The following is a 17,341-nucleotide window of genomic DNA, read 5'->3' as shown; positions in this document are numbered from 1 at the left end:
CTAGAGCCTGTTGTAGAGGAGATTGTCCAACTGGGGGCGCCTCATGAGTTCATTGAACTTGTGAGGCGCTTTTTTTATTTCTTCTATAAAAGTGTCTCTCTTTATATATTTTAGGAGTACTCAGTCAGCCCCCATTCAAATAACGTATATAAACACGAAGCACCTCCTGGTACGATACATGTATCAAGTAAAGGTAGTGCATTTCTATGCCACACGAAAAACTAACGATTGTCCCCGTTACACTTCACCCCAAAAACATGGAACGTACTTCGTCCGTTTCTCCATCAACTCACCCGTATTAAAAATTGGTAACATTTTGCTAACGCAATCCAGTGAAAAACAATAAAATAAAGTTAAAGATGTTACAGTGAAAATTTAGAAGAACCTTGAAATAACGCACCCTACTTCCCTTATGTTAAAGATATTACACACTCTCACCTTAGGGGCGGCATGATGTGATGACCGCTAAAACCCTTGATATATAAGGGTTTTGTAGTGATTTGCTAACAAAATGCTAACATTAGGTATATAAAAGAGGCTTCTCATTAGTTTATCCAACTTGTGGGAAGCTTCTTTTTTCGTTGTATGACCTTTAAGATTTTTACAGTCCATCTAAGTATTTCCAAAGGTAAAGTGAACGAGGATATAAAGTATTGATGTTACTATTTAATTAAAAGAAACAGCGGGATTAAGAATGGGATATACAAATGACCAATTAATAATGTTACTTGGATATCTTGACCAACTAAGTGACAAAGTTTAAGCTAATGGTGATCATATGGCTCCATTTATATACCAATTATTGTAGATGAACATTCTAAAAAGGCAACTCATTATCTTCTATTGTTATATTTCGTTTTGGTTTTTTTGTATCTGTAAGATGATGGTCATCATTGGTACTATTTGAAATGAACTTATGACATTTAGGGCATTCAATCATTACATCATCTAGATGAAATCCTACATATCCATGAGTACATTCTTGTATTGCAAAAATTGTTTCCCAATCTATCTCAAATGTATAATTACAGTCTTTACAATATAAAACACAGATGCCGAAGTCTTCTGTTTCCTCAACAATGCACTTTTTCTTCTTTTCCTTACCCACAATAAACACTCTCCCTTATAAGAATTTCAACTCTTTTAGTACTCTCGCTACTAAAATTATTCTATTGCTGCCTTATGCATAAACTATACTTAGTAAAATTATTATGAAGGATTAGACTGTTAAATAAAAGGTTTCTTGGCTAAACTAGAGTTAAAGTTATTAACGATTGGAGTAGCCTTATGGATATTCAAGAACAGCTCAGGTCTGCTTTAAAAGAGATTGATAGACTAAAAAAAGAAAATATACAATTAAAAAAGAATCTCTATAAAGCACAAGGTCCTCATACATCTTATAGTCTTGCATCTAATGAGGTCTATCGGAGCGTTAAAGGAAAACTTTCTTACTAAAGGCTCCCTACTACTTGTTGGAAAGCCTGAAGCTATTTCAAAATATATTCCACAATACAAATGGTCGTTTAGAAAGATGATTAGTGATACTGATTATTCTCATCGAGATGACGGAACTCATGCTATACCAGTAGCACTGTATGAATTGGAACGGTATATAGCTGTCGATAATCCAATGGTTACTGTAGAATCTGGACTTGTGCATCCAGAGTTTAGTACATATCCAACAATTGCTTTAAGAGAAGCTTTGCTTAATGCGTTTGGTCATAGGGATTATCGAATGAATGGAACTATTATGTTGAAGCAATATAATGATAAGCTAATACTAACTAATCCAGGAGAGTTTGTTGGTGGTATTACACCTAAAAATATTCTCCACCATCCTCCAGTAGCGAGGAATAATCACTTAATGGATTTGTTAGATAGATTAAAATTAGTCAACCGTTCAAACCTGGGTGTTTCAAGGATATTCCGTTCGCTATTGATTGAGGGGAAAGAACCACCGATATATAGAGAAGTTGGTAGTAACATTGCTTACCTTTATATCTTCTCCATTAAACAAGGATTTCAAAAACTTAATTAATCATATGGCACAAGAAAAAAATCACATTGATGTTGACCATCTGCTTATATTGCAATATTTAATTAGACATGAAGAAATTGATACGTCAATAGCAGCAGAAGTTGCTCAAAGGAGTATGGAGCAAGCACGTGAATTACTTAGTAAGATGCAAAATGATTTTAATTTATTAGAATCAATCGGACGTGGTAAAGGGAGGTACTTTACTCTTTCACGAAGTGCATATAAATTATTAAAAGGTGAATTGCAATATGAACGTCAGCAAATTTTGGATAAGGAAGCAGTCAAAATTCGCATATTATCTATACTAAAAACAGATCGAAGTTTAACTAATAAGGAAATAAGGCAATTAACGGGGATGAACCAAAAGCAAGTACAACGTTTGGTAAAAGAAATGGAACCAGACAGTGTTAAGATTGTTGGAAAGGGAGCTGGAACCAAATATATTTATTCTCCTTAATAAAATAGGGACACAAAAGGGGACATTATTGGAGTTAACTACTTAATGAACAAAGTACCATTAGGAAAAATAGGGACAAAATAAGGACAAATAAGGACAAAAAATTAATTACATAAAGAATCTTAACATCTTTTACAGTTCTTTGACCAATAAGCGTTGCTAACATTTTGCTAACGCAATCAAGTAAAAAATAGTACAACCTCGTTAAAGATGTTACAGACAGAATTTAACAGAACATTGATATACCGCACTCAACACATGTGGAGTGTGTATTATTGATGACCTTAAAAGATGGGGACAATTAAGCCCCCATTGATAATGGTTTTTTAAAGTTGTAATGGATGGTGATGCTTCCATCTTTGGCTACTACAATTTTGTTTATCAGCTTGTGAAGTGTCTGGCGAAGCATTTCTTCGTCAGACATTTGTAACTGAACAAATTTTTTAACTTCATTTTGAAAAGATATCAAATTCGATTCAGCATCTTTTTGTTGGAATAACAACTTTTCAATTTCAAACTTCTTTTCTTTAACAATGTAAAGTTCACTTTCAATTACTTGTTGTTGGATTTTAGATGTATTTTCATCAATAGTTTCTCGTGTTAACGCTCGTACCAACTGGATTTTTTCATTTTCAAGTTGCTTGAAGGCTTTTTCAGTTTCAGCTAGTTTTCCTTTTAGGTCTTCGTCCTTATTCCCAGAATGTTTTTGAATAAGGAATTGGAGAGAGTGTGTATCAATGGAATTCTCCGCTAACTCTTTAATATCAGATAAAACCTTTTCTTTTAAGACATTAAACTTAATCCAATGTGAAGGGCAAACAGCATTACCTCTTTTTTGATAGGTTCCACATACATAGGCATTTCTATCTTTTTTAAAATTCATTCCTGCACCGCAATCAGCACAATAAGCTAATCTAGCAAATAAAGTTTTATTTCCTCTTCCGCGAAAACGGATCTTTGCCTTTTTTTGCATCCTTGCTTGTACTTCTTGAAACTCTTCACGGCTGATTAGAGCAGTATGTGTTCCAGGAGCAACAATATATTCTTCTTTATTCATGACCTTTCGCTTTTTGTAGCCATGTCGTTGACTGTATGCTTTATCAGAAGGGTCTGTTTTTGATTTACCTTGAACTAGATCTCCTACATAATGTTGATTTGTAAGAATGATTTTAATTGTTGAATCATGCCATGTGTTTCCTGCATTTTTTGCTTCTAATACAGAACGAGGTGTAGGAATTAGTTTTTCTGTTAAGTGGTTTGCTATCCTTTGTCTGCCCCAACCTTTCTTAAGGTATAAGTCATAAATATCTTTAACGATTTGAGCTTCAGGATATTTTGGAATTAATTTTCCTTTTTCCTTACTATAACCGTAGGGAGGTGTACCATGAAAGATACCATTTCGGGCTTTTTCTCTGATACCAAAGCTAACATTTCTTGAAATGTTATCACTTTCTTGCTGAGCTAGCATGGGATAGTATAGTTAATTTCATCTCCCCTGGATCGTCGAATGAATCATATCCATCTTCGATTGATATTACTCGAACATTGTAGCTTTTAAGATCCCTTACCAAAGTGATTGAATCAACCGTGTCCCTAGCCCATCTAGTAATTGATTTTATTGGGACTACATCAAATAGCTTTTGTTCGGCAGCTTTCCTAAGTTTTTTTATCTCTTCTCTTTTAACAAGGCTAGTGCCAGTTTTACCATGGTCAGCATAAATATTAACTAAAACACCGTTATTTTCCTTTATAAAGTTAATAAAGAACGAAACCTGATTATCAAGGCTGTCTTTTTGACTGTCTTGAGTGGTACTTACTCGGCAGTATGGAGCATACCTTAGACCTGCTATTAAATTCATAGAACTACATCTCATTTTTTATCTTCCTTTCAGTTTCGCGAGATGTAGCAGTATTCACCTTATTAGGATCGTACAAATTTTTTATTAGATCGTCAATGTTTTCTCGTATTGCATCTTGGAAAACATCATTTATACTTTTATCGTTTTCAGTGCTGAATACTCGTTTAATAGTCATAATTTCTCCCACTATCTTGATGTTGTTCATGTTGTTCATGTTGTTTAAAGAGAAGTTATAAATCTCAATAATCTCTGGTATAAGAAAAAGTAAGGGATATGCTATACTTTAAGTGTATGGAAGTATAAGCATACCTAAAGTATCTCTTTGGTAAACGGCACATTTACCAAAGAGATATATTTATTAGCTATACACAGTAGGTAAAGTTAATGTAAGTGGATTAAGCAAAAAGCTTAATAATTTAGTCGTAGCTTTTTTACATTAACTTTAGAGAGATCAATTTCGAAACATTGTTGCATTGAGCGTATAACATGGGATTGTTTAATTAACCTTTTATAATAAGTCATGGCATCAACATTTTTTTGGTTGGACATTTTCTTTATTAAATTGGAGTTTTTCCAACCAGCTGCTTTCAGCATCTTTTGATGACCAATTAACACCATTTGGTGAATTAGGACTTCTTCCTCACTTTCAGAAAGCATTAAGAACAATTCGAAGCACTCATTATCAAGTATTGAAACATCTAGTGTTTCTTTTGATAGGTCAAAAGAATACATCATAATCTGGTAGAGTTTCTGTTCCTCTTGCAAAACATAAGCATAGCTAATTAAAACTTCGTCCCAATCTCTTAGAACAGGCTTTGGCAAGCTGGCATTGTCAAAATCAAAAGCAAGGTCATTTGTCTCTAATAGCATAATATTGATGTCTGGTAATTCAGGTTTCATTTTAAAACCTCCCCATGATATAACATTCGTCCTGAACCAATCTCCAAAGACTGAAGAAATACCTTATATAATTCGTCACCCCATGTATTGATTGCATCGTAAAGAGAAAATGGATCACTTATTAATTTGTCATTCTTATTAAAGCCGTTAAAACCGTTAAAAATGTGTAATCCAGCTTTAGCAATCAAATCATAACCGCTAGATAAATGGATATCTTTAAGGTCATTCAAGTATTGCCAATACCAATCAAAAGGTGTAGATGTCCCAACAACTCCACTAATTTTATTGTAGATTTCTGGAAGAGAACTTACGTAACAAGCTACTTGATACTGCCCATCATTTATTGCAATTGGGAATTGTAGCAATAGGTTGTTAAAGGTGTTTTGGTGACTTTGGTTTGTAAAGTACACTAGCAGAACCTCCAAATATAATGAATTTAGTTGGTCATGACTCAACAGTTGTTATTGTAAGTTGTTTCCGTAATTTTTAAAATTATTGAAATAATAATATCAAGCATAAATTGGTTAATAATGTTTATATATTATTAAAATAATAATTTTATGGTTATTGATAAATCAGCGTTTCTATTTTTAGATAAATCTGATTACTAGATTAAATTACCAAAAACTTTTTTTGAGATGTTTAAAGGTTTTAGGGTTAACAGCTATCATTGCGGGTGGTTGAAACTGGGGGAGCGAGCGGACTACCCCCTAAAAAGGGTAGGAATAGCTTAAGAATACATTGCGTGACGGAGCCACCGTATTCACTCACATCAAAAGTGCTGTACTGCCAATTAAACATTGGGGACAAGTCGCTCAGGTCCTGCTTTACCAACCACCTCACCACAAGGTACACTTTCGACCTACTGCTAAAAAGCACAGGGACGGTATAAATCTGAGAAATAGATCACCCATCTAACGGACGCTCACGCTGGTTAGGCGTGGTGTAGTTAGACGGGGAACTGCCACAAATTGATACGTCTTTTTTCCAATTAGTCATGCCTGCCATAACTAATTGAGGCTCTCTGCCAGTGATATTTAATTGCGTGTAATATTATTTTTATTCTTTTTAGAAAACCCTTTTATTGTTTTCAAAAAAATTTTCGACGAAAAACTGGTTGCAAAAAGTTTTGCAACCAGTTTTTTGTCGCCAACAACCGAAGGGCGTTAGTGTCCTTCAATATATAATTAGCGGGTGTCACTTCTTTTTTATCGATAGATGAAGGGTGAGGTTATCAAGGGGACTAGCTTAAAACTAGCCCCGAACTTTTAAAAAGAGGTTATTTCTTCGTTTTTATTAGTCATCCGTCGAGAGTATTGTAATTGGAATTGTATTATTGTCAACCGATTATTTTTGCCTATTAAATATTTCAATATGAAGTGTTTTTTCTGATTCAGAATTTGCTGCCTGTTGATAAAGAGAGCGTCTTCTTTCTACTTCAGCAAAATTAGGATAGAGTTTCTTACTTTTCTTATCCATATGTAAAAAACCTTGTGTAGGGTTATAAACAAACCATTCATCACTTTCTATTTTCTCTTTTCTAGCTTTAAGTAGGGTATCAATCATAAAAAAGGTCTCTGAAATAATACCGAATGCTGATTTATTATCCTTTCTATTAGCATAGTCATCATATGCGTCAAATAATTGATCATCATTAAATTGCTGAATATAATCAATGCTGTTCGTTATAAGCTTTTTTTGCCGTCTAATTGCTTGTTCCAAATAAAAATGTTCTTCTTGTGTTAAATCTCCATAAACAATAAATAGTAAATCAAAATATAACCAAGTATCCTCCAAAAATACCTCCAGTAGCAATAAATGATTTTTTATGTCTAAGTATGTTTTTCTGTTACTCTTTTTAAATTTTTCATTGTTCTCAATAAAGGTAGATCTTTTATTAACAAGATAATCCCAAACAAATGTAAAAGTTTGATTTTCTATCACTTCCATTTCTGATACTCTCCTTTGCCATTCTTCGCTATTTTCAGGCTTCACCTCCAAATAATGTTCCTTATGAAAGTCATATAAAAAATAAAAATCAATTTTTTCGACATCCTTTTCTTCCCTAAACCTGTAATCACTCTTTTTTCTAATTTTCTTCCCATATCGAAATTGAATGTGAATGAGACCTAAACCGAATTCACTCTTTTGAAAATCACAAAATTTATGAAATCCCCAAGGAGGAATGAATTCTTTAAATAAATTTTCATCATCCCAAATGGGTAACTCAATTGTATTTTCATGTAATCTAACTCCAGTTTTTATGTAAGGTTTTAAACTCCCCTCCTTAAATTCTTTATTTAAAACTACATCTTCATCGATTTCTTTAATTACAATTTTGAATTCAGGAATATTTTTTGCTCTTAAGAGCTGTTGTTTCATTTGTTTCAAATTAGTCACCTCCAGATATAACAAGGAACCTATACCATAATTTAAAAAAAGTGGATTTTTTTCACACATTTTTTAAATAGGTGTTATTATCTGAAGGATTTAAAACCTGTCGCAAATATGTGCGAGCATTGCGACAACGAAACTAGTGCGAACTAGTAACATATACGACAATAAAAACGAGAAGGAGGTTGCAAAATATGCAACAACCACAAGTTGAAGAAAAAAGGACAGTAAGAAAAAGAAGGTTAAGTGTTGTAAAGATTCAAATGTTGAAAGAAAAGACATTTCCTTATAACACGAACAAAATAACAGATCCAACATCAGCAGTACGACTTCTAGAGGAGTTTATAGGAAAAGAAGACAGGGAACATTTTGTACTTATTTGTTTGGATACGAAGAACAAAGTAACAGCTATTAATACAGTTTCTATCGGTAGTCTAAATTCCGCGATAGTAGTCCAAGGGAAGTTTTTAAAGCGGCTATTTTGGCTAACAGTGCCAGCATTATCTTGGGGCATAATCATCCAAGTGGCGATCCAATAGCATCTAAAGAAGATGTTAACGTGACCGAAAGAATTAAGGACTCTGGAAAGCTATTAGGGATAGAATTGCTTGATCATGTAATTGTTGGTGATGATGGCAAATATTTTAGTATGAAGGAAAAAGGCTATATTTATCAATTTTCACATCTGATCCGACCACTGTCACGGATCTAAAGCTAAAGTGCAGTCCATTATTAATTCTAACGCAAGGGCGTTAGGGTCAGAAATTAGGATTCTGGCTGTCGAAATATGAGTAAGCAATAAATTTAAATCTATTAAGCTAAAGCTTAATAGGAAGAAAATAAGTCTTACGAATGGGAGATTTTTGGGTGTGAGAATGACAGGGAGGTTCAGTCGGATTTTTTCAAAGGAAAAGTCGGACTGAACCATCCCTAGTAGGGATATGCAAAAAGCTTTCTTTTTAACGCGGTTTTTAGGAGGTGGTAAGAGTGAGTATAGATAAAAGTAAAGCTAAAATAGACAAAGTTTTCGACAAAGTAAAAGAACAGGGTTTAACTTTTGGTAATCATCATAGAAAAAAACAACTGGCTGACCGTACGGTTGAAACATATAGAAATGTTGTCCAAGCATATGCAAATTATTTATATCGTGAACATGGAGTTTACGATATAGCACGGGCGAAACCAAGGTATGCGTATGATTTTATAGATAAACAAATTAAAGAATATAAATGTAATGATCCGACTGTTTCAGCTTATACAATGCGTAGATTTGCTCATGCACTTCATTCTTTTTATGAAGCATCCAAAGTAACGGGTGTTTTTAGGGGAAATGTCAAAGTAGGTGATAAAAGAGAGATTTTAAAAAGGATAACGGCAGCAGGGATATTTAGAAAGAGTATAGATTCCAAAACTTTAAAAGCATCGCATTCAGACTATGCAAAGGTACAAAGTGAAATTTTGAAACTTCGTTCACCAAACACAGATGTTATCTCAAAAATTCATCAAACACAGAGGTATTTAGGAGCACGTATAACGGAAGCGATATCATTAAAGAAATCAGATTTAACATATTTGGATGATGGATCTCTACTGGTTCGTATTAAAGGAAAAGGAGGGCTTGTTCGATTTGTAACGACTAAACATAAAGATACAATATGTATGCTAGAAAACCAGGTAATGGGCAAGAAGGAGGGAGCACCTGTTTTTCAAGTGAAAAATACTTATCAGCAGGATAAATCTATTAGACATTCAAAAAAGCTTGTTGAAGAAAATATAAGAAAAGCAGCTTTAAATGCTAATGTTGATCGAGGTGGAAAAAAATATACTTCACATTCAGCTAGAAAAGCTTATGCACAATATCAAATGGACAATTACTGTAATATGACCAAACATCAATTAAAACAGGAAGTTGCCGCTAAAATCAATTTAGATCCTTATTTAAAGGTAAAATTTAATACTACAATTAAAAATATACGAGCTAAGGTTAAATCTGAAATCCGTACTAAGCGTCGATTAACTCATAAAGAACTATGCCTATGGCTTACTTCAGTTGATTTGGGGCATGGCAGGATTGATGTTGTTCGCTATTATGCTGACTATCATTTTTAATACTATAATAGTAATATCTTAGAGTAACTATTTTTTGTAAGAATAACTATCTTACAAAAAAATAATTAGTAAGATTTATGGTAAAATAATAGATATTATTACTTGAGGTGTAAATTTTATGAAAGAGATGCAGGAATTTCTTAAGAAATATCAAAAAGAGATGAATTGGGAAATAAGGAACAATAATTATGACGAAGCAAAAGCCTCCTTATTAAATAATTATATGTTACTCACCACCGAAGTTAGTGAAGTTGCTGAAGAATTTAGAGCAATTTTTAATATTGTTAAAAAGAATAGTGAGAACGAGAGTGTAGAAATTGCTTTTATGAAGGCGAAAGAAAAACATAAGGAAAATATCGGAAAAGAAATAGCAGATTGCTTTGCTTATTTGGTTAAATTTGCGAATTACTTTGAAATTGATTTAGAAGATAGCTTTTATGCTAAAATGGATGAAGTGAAGAATAGAGTAAATAAGGATACTTAAGCAAATATTTCGTTCCGTATTATTTTTCATTTTCACGGCAGATATAATACTTTAATGAAGGTGATTAATATGAATAAGCAAAGTAGTGAATATAAATTTATAGATTTATTTGCTGGAATAGGTGGCTTCAGGGCAGCGTTTGAAAATATACAAAATAATAAATTAGAGTGTGTATTCTCATCTGAAATTGATAAATTTGCATGTCAGGTTTATGAACACAACTTTGGAGATAAGCCAAGTGGAGATATTACAAAGTTTGAAGCTAAGGATTTACCTGATTTTGATATCTTAGCTGGAGGCTTTCCCTGTCAACCTTTTAGTTATTCAGGGAGGTTAGAAGGATTTGAGGACAAAATCCGAGGAACCTTATTTTTCGATATTGTAAGAATACTTAACGAGAAAAAACCTAAAATGTTTTTATTGGAAAATGTTAAGGGCTTAAAATCACATAAAAGTGGAGAAACCTTAAAAACCATTGAAGATACTTTAGAACAACTAGGTTATACAATTTATTGGGATATTTTAGATAGTTATAATTTTGGCGTACCACAATATCGACAAAGATGGTTTTGTGTGGGCTTTAAGAATAATATCCACTTTGAATTTCCACAGGGATTAAAGGGTGGGACAATTTTAAGGGATATAGTTGATGTTAATAATGAAGATGATTCATTAAAATTAACTAAATTTGAAAGTGATCGTATTGATTATCATTTTGAGCAAATGAAAGTGTCTGACGAAAAAAGAATTCAACATGATAGTTCCAAATATGCTCCACATACAAAGAAGGGTAAACATGGTGTTTATTCATTCCTCAAACCTGATAAGACACTAAGGTTTCATATTGGGGACAAAGCAAAAACGCAGATCCAAGAAGCGTATTATAGTAGTCTAGATAGTGTTGCTCCTTCTATAATTGCAACAAGAGAACCAAAGCTATGGGACCTGAAAAGGAAATTATCCGTTGAAGAGTGTAAAAAATTGCAAGGATTCCCCGAATGGTTTGAATTTAATGTCTCTAATGCACAGGCGAAGAAACAATTAGGGAATGCGGTAACTGTACCAGTTGTACAAGCAATAATAGAAAAAATGATTTATCATCATGAACTGAACATCCGTGCCTCGAAGGAGGAACAATTACAATTAATTTAAATCATAGGGGTGCTACTTTTGTAGCACCCCTATGTGTTCAATAAAATAAATTCTTTAATTTCATTATTTAATTTATTAAACCTGTTCTCAAAACTATCTGTCATATTAATAGAAATAAGAAAAATTAAAGGGTCACCTTCGTCATTTATGTCTATTTTACAAGGAGGATAATTTTCATTAGTGGGGTAAATGACACCACCAACATTCGTTTTTAATTTCCTACAATAAAAAATAATTTGGTAAAGATCACTAGAACTAATTAATTCTGCTGTGTTTTGTTTTCTTGGATCGAAAAACTTATTCTTAACATCAAGTACAGCCCTACTTACTCCGTAAGTTTCGTTATAATCAATTAAAACATCAGGTGAGTAACTCTTTAATCCAATCTCTTGATTAGCATTGATGGCTGCAAAAACTTTGGGGTCTTTCCACTTGGTTATTTCTTCTTCAAGTCCAAGGCTGAGCAATTTTCGGACATATTTTTCAAAAGTATCGTTCGAATTTACTAAGAAAGAGTACCATTCTATTTTTCCGTTACTGTAAGATGTCTTTAAATCCTTAAGAATTTTAATTGATGTTTCTAAAACCATGGGATAATAATTGTTTGAAGAGTAAAAAGTTATAAAAGTGGCTTCAAGATCTTCTAATTCATAATAATTAAATACTCTGTCATCGACAAATTCAAATTCTCTTAATAATTGGTTGAGTTTAATGACTAAATCCTCAGATTGCTCTGATTCTTTTAATTTACGTAAAGCAGCTTTTATTATTTGGTTTTGTGTGGAATTTATTGTATATTCCTCACTGATAATACTAACCCCTTTATATGGAACTTCTTGGCTAATGTACTCTTCAAAGACAATATTTCCTTTAATTATATTTGAGTATTCTTTTCTCTTACTAAAGGTACCTGTTAATCCTTGTGCTAATAGTGAGTAACATAATTTATGAAAATAATTTGTAATTGATGTAAGCTCAAAAGAATTCTCCATGTCGAAACCGATTGTCTGATCTAATGGATCTACATGATTTGAATTGATGAAAGAATACATTTCGAATATTGAATTCATAGATATTGCATCATTTCTAGAATTTATTTCTATAAGAATATCGCCTATCTTTATAATACCAACAGTATAGTCATTAAATGATAAGACGTTGTTATTAAGCTTAATTGGCAGTTCAGGGTTATTAGTAATTATTTCATCGATAATCTCAACATGCTTATCTTCAAGAGTTAGCGAAGTATTCTCTTTAATTGATAATTTTTTCATTTGTAAGTGTATTCCTTGATTGCGTTCTCGAAATCGCTACCACTTAATCTTGATGGGAGTTCATCACCAAGTACAGATTTAATTTGAGAAAAGTTTCCGTAACAGTATTCCTCAACCATAGGGAGGACTTTAAAATTGAACAAAAGTTCAAGTGATTCCAAATCCCAATGATATTTATTATCCTCTTTTTTAACATTTTCATCTAAAAATAAAGCATGACCAATAACTAATTCACGATTTTTATGTGTTTTTAATAAATTATCATTTATTTTTTCTAATAAATCATGAACATTTATTCCTTCTTCTGGGATACAAAGATCAAGTAATACCTTGGGGTTAGGTGGGCAATATACGTTTATAAATCTTCTTCTTAGGGCATGATCAATTGAACCTATTGTTCTATCAGATGAGTTCATTGTTCCAAGAATAAACAAATTTTTTGGTAACGAGATATCACTCATTTCACCTTCGACAAGTATTTGTGTTGTATAGCCTCTGTCTAAACATTGGATTACTTCTCCAAAGACTTGACTTAAGTTTGCTCTATTTATTTCGTCAATAATTAAAAGGTGTTTTTCACCTTCTGGCTTGGATTTAATATCATCGATTAAATTTAATAAAATACCTTTTTTGTAATTAACTTCACTTTTTTCCACGATATAACCACCGACAAACTGTTGATAAGAATATTGAGGGTGAAATTGAATTTTTGTCACTGAGTTGAATTCCTCACCAAGTGCAGAACTAATAAATGACTTTGAAGTACCAGGTGGTCCACTTAAGATTACTTGATAGTAGCGATTTAGTAATTTTTCAATTTGTTCATTTGAAGTATGATTAGTGTTTGCTTTTTCCATTTCAAATCTCCTTGCATATATAGATTGTTCTTCAGTTACTAATTGAACGTTAATCCATTCCTCTTGTGATTCTGGTTCACCAATCAGAGCCCTAATTTCTTTAGCATCATGCGGATCCTCTTGAAATTCCAATTCAATATTGTTATTTGTGTGGAAAAAGGCACTAAATTCTTGTTCACTTATGTTAAAGGTTTTTAAGAATTCTTGTGAAAGTTCCCCAAAAGTAACTTTTCTTTCGAACTCTGTAAATCGGTTTGACCATACTATTAGTGCGATTAAGTTAATTTTATTCTCATGAATCTCTGTAAGTGTTTTAACTTCATCCAAATAATCATATGTAAACTTTATTTGAGCAGCTTTTAAATCCTCCCGAATAACATTTCTCCAAGTAGTAGCACCACCAATAATATTATTTTTTAATCTTGTTCTAACCCATTTTTCCATTGATTCCTTTGGGTTCGTTCCCCACTCAGTCATACTAAATGGATTTATAAAATTTGACTTTTCTGTATGCTTTTCTTTTGGTCCGAAAAGCCAACTCAATCTTTTAGTCAAATCTACACCTAAATTAGGAATGTTTTCGAGCGGTTCTAAAGTCAAACTATTAAATTTACACCCTTTTAGAATAAGAAAGGAAAATAATACACTTGGATTTTTAATTTCTACATTAGTAAGGTCATTGTACGCATGTTTGATGGTTTTTGTTGATAGAAAATAACTCATTCTTTATCACTCTTTTACTTTAATAGGATATATTTACTAGTAATTATAAATTATTGGAAGTGAATTAACAATGAGTTCACAATAAGAAGTTTCACTATAAAAATGAAAAATATGTAAATATTTGATACAATACCAATAAAATAAATTAAGTAAAAAGGTGGATTTTAAGTGGAGGAAGTAAAAGAAGAAAACAACGGTGTAAATGAAAATGTTAGAGATGAAAGTGGTAGTAACAACGAGGAGGAGGATTATGAGGGGAACGAGTCTTTAGATTATTTACTATATGGTAAAAGGGTAAAAGCATTTATAAAAGATATTGGTAGGGAAGAAGAAATTGAAATAAGTTTTGCAGAAGAGGGTTATAAAGCTATACAAGATTATTACAAATTAATAACAGCGGTTTTCTCATACGAAATTGTCGAAATTTTAAAGGATAAAGGAAGAAAAAGAATTAATCAAGATATTGTCAAAGAAGCGACTAGTAATCTGTTAAGTAATTCAGATGCAATGAATATAACAGTAAATGAATTGCAAAATATAATTGAAAAACTCTATTCTAAGAATAAGGTTTCAAATATTCAGAGGGCAACTGAATACGTAAACCATATGTTAATTGAGGATGATTTAACTGATGAGTAAATTAGAGCAGAAGATGTTTTTTACAAGACATGGAGTATTTACTATATGGGAAATGCTGAATCACCTTTCAGAAGAAATGTACAATCAACTATATATATATGCTCTAGGAAAACGTTTAGTAAATACAAGACCGCGAAATAATGAGGAATTCCCTAATTTTTTCTATAAGCTTAGTGAAGACCTGGAAGGAGACATTAAAAAGGAGTTTAATGATCAAATAAAAACTCTCTTTTTAACCAGACCTAAGCCGATGTTTGATTTTAATGCTATTCTATACCAATTTATTGGTGATATGAATAACTCTGATACAATAAATCAAAAATTGTCAATGTTAAGAAGAGATGTTAATGAGTTTGGGGTAGAGGGTCTTAAAATAAGTTATAACATTTTCAGTACAGTAAAAAAACAACCAATAATTGATGTCAAATTCTCAAGTCAGAGACCTGATTTTTTTAAAGGAAATAAAAATGAAATAAGTTTAAATACAGAAATTAGGATTTTTTTAGAATGTAATATTGCATTAGTAACAAATTACTCTAATTTCACACATACAAATTCACAAAAGGAACTATTTGTGAAAAAAGTATTAGAGTGTATCCTTGTCACAAGAGGGGAAGTAAAGCCAACTAAACTTAAAGACCAATCATTAAGAAGTCTATTATTGGTAGAAGGTTCGATACCATCCAAATTGAAATTTAATATTGATGGAATGTACCAAGTCGGTGTTGACATTCTTAATCCAACTGATATAAAGGATACTATTGCACAAAATGAACTAAAACAATTATATGAAAGACATCAGATTTCTCATGTTAAAGTGACAATTTCTGAAGTGGAAAACAAGGTCTTAATGATAGATGGCTTTAATGGAAAACTTATCTCAAGAGCTAAGACATTATTACCACAGGATATCAATGACTTTATTTATCAGCTAACTGATTTATTGAAATATGATTATTTAAATTTTAACTTTAAGAAAGATCTTATAACAAAGGCAAATGGAAGTTTAATTTCTACATTTGCAGGAACAGAAAATTTACTAAAAACATGTTATAAAAATCTTAGGGAATGTCTTAATGATGTTTGTAATGATGAAACAGGTGTATTTGTTGATGTTCTAGAAAATTCTTTTTACTTTTGTTTAATAAGAAATATTAAACTTGCAAGTCAAATAGAGTCAGAGCTTGCTTTTGATTTAGATCCAACGGTCATAGAAACTCTTTCAAAAATTTGTAATTATGATAAGGATAGTATTATAGATTTATTAAAAAGGCTATTACATTTGTATGGGGAAAATAAAAACTCGCTAGAAAAATTTCTTGAACAGATCGATCGATTAATAAAAAGTGCAGGAATGATTCCAAATGATATTAGCGTATAAATTTAAGGTTTTATCTGATATTTTAGAAATATATAAAGTTAATAATAACGGGAAAATAGTTTTTAATAGAGATCATTTTGAGAGTTCTACACCATATCCTGATTCAACAAGGTATTTACATGAATTAATTGAAGATGGGATCGTTCATATAAATGGAGATGTTTTTACAATAAACACTTATACGTGGATCAGTTTATTTGTGAAAGAACTTAACAAATTATTTCGGTCTAACCAGATTGGTTTTTATTGTGAATTTAAGGAAAAAGATAAGCTGCTTCATTTTATAAAAAAGGAAAGTGAAACAGTCTCTATATATTTTGAAATTAACTTTGATCCTCATCCTGAAACAAAGGAAAGTAATATAATCCATTTTTGTAAGTTATATACTTTTGAGTTTAATATTTTTTGGCTGGATTTAGTAAATGACAATAATAATTTTTTAATGTTTTGTTCTTATCTAAATAATGAGTTTGATAAATTAACATTTGATGAAAGAATAAAGTTCTTATTTTTGAATGATTTAAAAAGTGGTGATGTAAGTCAGGTTTTTAATAGCATAAAGAATTATATTAAAGAAAAATTTAATAGTCGTGACATTACTCTAGAAGAAAATAGATTAATAAAAAAACTTTTACGAATAGATAATTTTGAAGTAGAAAGCTTTTCAATTGATGATTGTTCACTATTAATTATTAGATACGATAGTAACCTTGAGATCATTTCATTAAAGGAAGGGAGAATTCATTATTCAGAAAATGTAAAAAAGGAAATAAATATACTGAAAAATAAATTAGAAAATAAGGTCTTAGAATATAGAAGATTTATTTTTTTAAATGAAGCCAATTTTTTTAGGAACACTCAAAGTATGTTTAGGTTAATTTTAACAATTTTAACTGTAATTGTTACACCTATTAATATAATTATTTTAGCTTTTAATATTGATAATTTATTAATAAAAACCATTATTTCTATAATTATGATTATCTCATTGTTTGGTATCATTGTTTGGGTGATAGTACCAATGATACGAATGTTTAGTTTTAAATGGAAAATTAAAGTTAAGTGAATACCGTA

At 31.4% G+C, this 17,341-nt stretch carries 17 protein-coding genes and 1 pseudogene; 10 read left to right on the top strand and 8 right to left on the bottom strand.

What is annotated here, in order from left to right:
- Positions 1-817: 817 nt before the first annotated feature.
- The gene (locus tag CD003_RS15025; RefSeq protein WP_096201864.1) at positions 818-1,108 is read right to left on the bottom strand and encodes a hypothetical protein; all 291 of its coding nucleotides are present in this window, start codon (positions 1,106-1,108) and stop codon (positions 818-820) included.
- Between the two features lie 179 nt (positions 1,109-1,287).
- Between CD003_RS15025 and CD003_RS21955 the strand changes: the two genes are divergently transcribed.
- From CD003_RS21955 to CD003_RS22355, 3 genes are all read left to right on the top strand, one after another.
- Positions 1,288-1,455: a hypothetical protein gene (locus tag CD003_RS21955; RefSeq protein ID WP_179295364.1), complete on the top strand. Its 168-nt coding sequence runs from the start codon at positions 1,288-1,290 to the stop codon at positions 1,453-1,455.
- Between the two features lie 76 nt (positions 1,456-1,531).
- Positions 1,532-2,038: an ATP-binding protein gene (locus tag CD003_RS22360; protein WP_257008329.1), complete on the top strand. Its 507-nt coding sequence runs from the start codon at positions 1,532-1,534 to the stop codon at positions 2,036-2,038.
- On the top strand, positions 1,986-2,495 hold the full coding sequence (locus CD003_RS22355) for a winged helix-turn-helix transcriptional regulator (RefSeq protein ID WP_257008328.1): 510 nt from the start codon (positions 1,986-1,988) through the stop codon (positions 2,493-2,495). The genes CD003_RS22360 and CD003_RS22355 overlap by 53 nt, the downstream gene beginning before the upstream one ends.
- A gap of 301 nt (positions 2,496-2,796) precedes the next feature.
- Here the strand turns inward: CD003_RS22355 and CD003_RS15015 are convergent, their stop codons facing one another.
- From CD003_RS15015 to CD003_RS14995, 5 genes are all read right to left on the bottom strand, one after another.
- The gene (locus CD003_RS15015) at positions 2,797-3,963 is read right to left on the bottom strand and encodes a recombinase family protein (protein WP_096201863.1); all 1,167 of its coding nucleotides are present in this window, start codon (positions 3,961-3,963) and stop codon (positions 2,797-2,799) included.
- Positions 3,941-4,369, bottom strand: a complete 429-nt coding sequence (locus CD003_RS15010; RefSeq protein WP_096201862.1) for a recombinase family protein — start codon at positions 4,367-4,369, stop codon at positions 3,941-3,943. Before CD003_RS15010 ends, CD003_RS15015 begins: the two co-directional genes overlap by 23 nt.
- Before the next feature lie 393 nt (positions 4,370-4,762).
- Positions 4,763-5,254 (bottom strand): hypothetical protein, encoded by a 492-nt coding sequence (locus tag CD003_RS15005; RefSeq protein ID WP_096201861.1) that lies wholly within the window; start codon positions 5,252-5,254, stop codon positions 4,763-4,765.
- On the bottom strand, positions 5,251-5,664 hold the full coding sequence (locus tag CD003_RS15000; RefSeq protein ID WP_096201860.1) for a DUF2538 family protein: 414 nt from the start codon (positions 5,662-5,664) through the stop codon (positions 5,251-5,253). The genes CD003_RS15005 and CD003_RS15000 overlap by 4 nt, the downstream gene beginning before the upstream one ends.
- A gap of 937 nt (positions 5,665-6,601) precedes the next feature.
- On the bottom strand, positions 6,602-7,645 hold the full coding sequence (locus CD003_RS14995; protein WP_096201859.1) for a hypothetical protein: 1,044 nt from the start codon (positions 7,643-7,645) through the stop codon (positions 6,602-6,604).
- Between the two features lie 197 nt (positions 7,646-7,842).
- Between CD003_RS14995 and CD003_RS14990 the strand changes: the two are divergent.
- From CD003_RS14990 to CD003_RS14975, 4 genes and pseudogenes are all read left to right on the top strand, one after another.
- Positions 7,843-8,360, top strand: a pseudogene (locus CD003_RS14990) (JAB domain-containing protein).
- Positions 8,361-8,635: 275 nt separating this feature from the next.
- Positions 8,636-9,757, top strand: coding sequence for a site-specific integrase (locus CD003_RS14985; protein WP_096201858.1), 1,122 nt, complete (start codon positions 8,636-8,638; stop codon positions 9,755-9,757).
- A 118-nt stretch (positions 9,758-9,875) separates the two neighbouring features.
- Complete coding sequence (locus CD003_RS14980; RefSeq protein ID WP_096201857.1) at positions 9,876-10,241, top strand: MazG nucleotide pyrophosphohydrolase domain-containing protein; 366 nt, start codon at positions 9,876-9,878, stop codon at positions 10,239-10,241.
- A gap of 69 nt (positions 10,242-10,310) precedes the next feature.
- The gene (locus CD003_RS14975) at positions 10,311-11,393 is read left to right on the top strand and encodes a DNA cytosine methyltransferase (RefSeq protein WP_218838253.1); all 1,083 of its coding nucleotides are present in this window, start codon (positions 10,311-10,313) and stop codon (positions 11,391-11,393) included.
- A 29-nt stretch (positions 11,394-11,422) separates the two neighbouring features.
- Here the strand turns inward: CD003_RS14975 and CD003_RS14970 are convergent, their stop codons facing one another.
- Both CD003_RS14970 and CD003_RS14965 read right to left on the bottom strand, forming a co-directional pair.
- Complete coding sequence (locus tag CD003_RS14970) at positions 11,423-12,667, bottom strand: 5-methylcytosine restriction system specificity protein McrC (protein ID WP_096201855.1); 1,245 nt, start codon at positions 12,665-12,667, stop codon at positions 11,423-11,425.
- Positions 12,664-14,247, bottom strand: coding sequence for an McrB family protein (locus tag CD003_RS14965; protein WP_096201854.1), 1,584 nt, complete (start codon positions 14,245-14,247; stop codon positions 12,664-12,666). Before CD003_RS14965 ends, CD003_RS14970 begins: the two co-directional genes overlap by 4 nt.
- Positions 14,248-14,415: 168 nt before the next feature.
- Between CD003_RS14965 and CD003_RS14960 the strand changes: the two genes are divergently transcribed.
- The 3 genes from CD003_RS14960 to CD003_RS14950 are packed head-to-tail and all read left to right on the top strand — an operon-like array spanning position 14,416 to position 17,333.
- Entirely contained in the window at positions 14,416-14,886 is a 471-nt protein-coding gene (locus CD003_RS14960) for a hypothetical protein (RefSeq protein WP_096201853.1), read from the top strand.
- On the top strand, positions 14,879-16,267 hold the full coding sequence (locus CD003_RS14955) for a hypothetical protein (protein WP_096201852.1): 1,389 nt from the start codon (positions 14,879-14,881) through the stop codon (positions 16,265-16,267). The genes CD003_RS14960 and CD003_RS14955 overlap by 8 nt, the downstream gene beginning before the upstream one ends.
- A complete protein-coding gene (locus CD003_RS14950; RefSeq protein ID WP_096201851.1) occupies positions 16,251-17,333 on the top strand; it encodes a hypothetical protein in 1,083 nt (360 codons plus the stop codon). The genes CD003_RS14955 and CD003_RS14950 overlap by 17 nt, the downstream gene beginning before the upstream one ends.
- Positions 17,334-17,341: the final 8 nt, after the last annotated feature.

The sequence above is a fragment of the Bacillus sp. FJAT-45350 genome (assembly GCF_002335805.1).
Classification (GTDB): Bacteria; Bacillota; Bacilli; order Bacillales; family NISU01; genus FJAT-45350.
This window is presented reverse-complemented; position numbering and strand designations above follow the sequence as displayed.

Excerpts from the sequence above, each read along its gene's own strand:
- CD003_RS14950 (WP_096201851.1), top strand. The coding sequence starts at position 16,251 with ATGATATTAGCGTATAAATTTAAGGTTTTATCTGATATTTTAGAAATA.
- CD003_RS14970 (WP_096201855.1), bottom strand. The coding sequence starts at position 12,667 with ATGAAAAAATTATCAATTAAAGAGAATACTTCGCTAACTCTTGAAGAT.
- CD003_RS15005 (WP_096201861.1), bottom strand. The coding sequence starts at position 5,254 with ATGAAACCTGAATTACCAGACATCAATATTATGCTATTAGAGACAAAT.
- CD003_RS15015 (WP_096201863.1), bottom strand. The coding sequence starts at position 3,963 with ATGCTAGCTCAGCAAGAAAGTGATAACATTTCAAGAAATGTTAGCTTT.
- CD003_RS22360 (WP_257008329.1), top strand. The coding sequence starts at position 1,532 with ATGATTAGTGATACTGATTATTCTCATCGAGATGACGGAACTCATGCT.
- CD003_RS14975 (WP_218838253.1), top strand. The coding sequence starts at position 10,311 with ATGAATAAGCAAAGTAGTGAATATAAATTTATAGATTTATTTGCTGGA.
- CD003_RS21955 (WP_179295364.1), top strand. The coding sequence starts at position 1,288 with ATGGATATTCAAGAACAGCTCAGGTCTGCTTTAAAAGAGATTGATAGA.
- CD003_RS14980 (WP_096201857.1), top strand. The coding sequence starts at position 9,876 with ATGAAAGAGATGCAGGAATTTCTTAAGAAATATCAAAAAGAGATGAAT.
- CD003_RS14965 (WP_096201854.1), bottom strand. The coding sequence starts at position 14,247 with ATGAGTTATTTTCTATCAACAAAAACCATCAAACATGCGTACAATGAC.
- CD003_RS14955 (WP_096201852.1), top strand. The coding sequence starts at position 14,879 with ATGAGTAAATTAGAGCAGAAGATGTTTTTTACAAGACATGGAGTATTT.
- CD003_RS15010 (WP_096201862.1), bottom strand. The coding sequence starts at position 4,369 with ATGAGATGTAGTTCTATGAATTTAATAGCAGGTCTAAGGTATGCTCCA.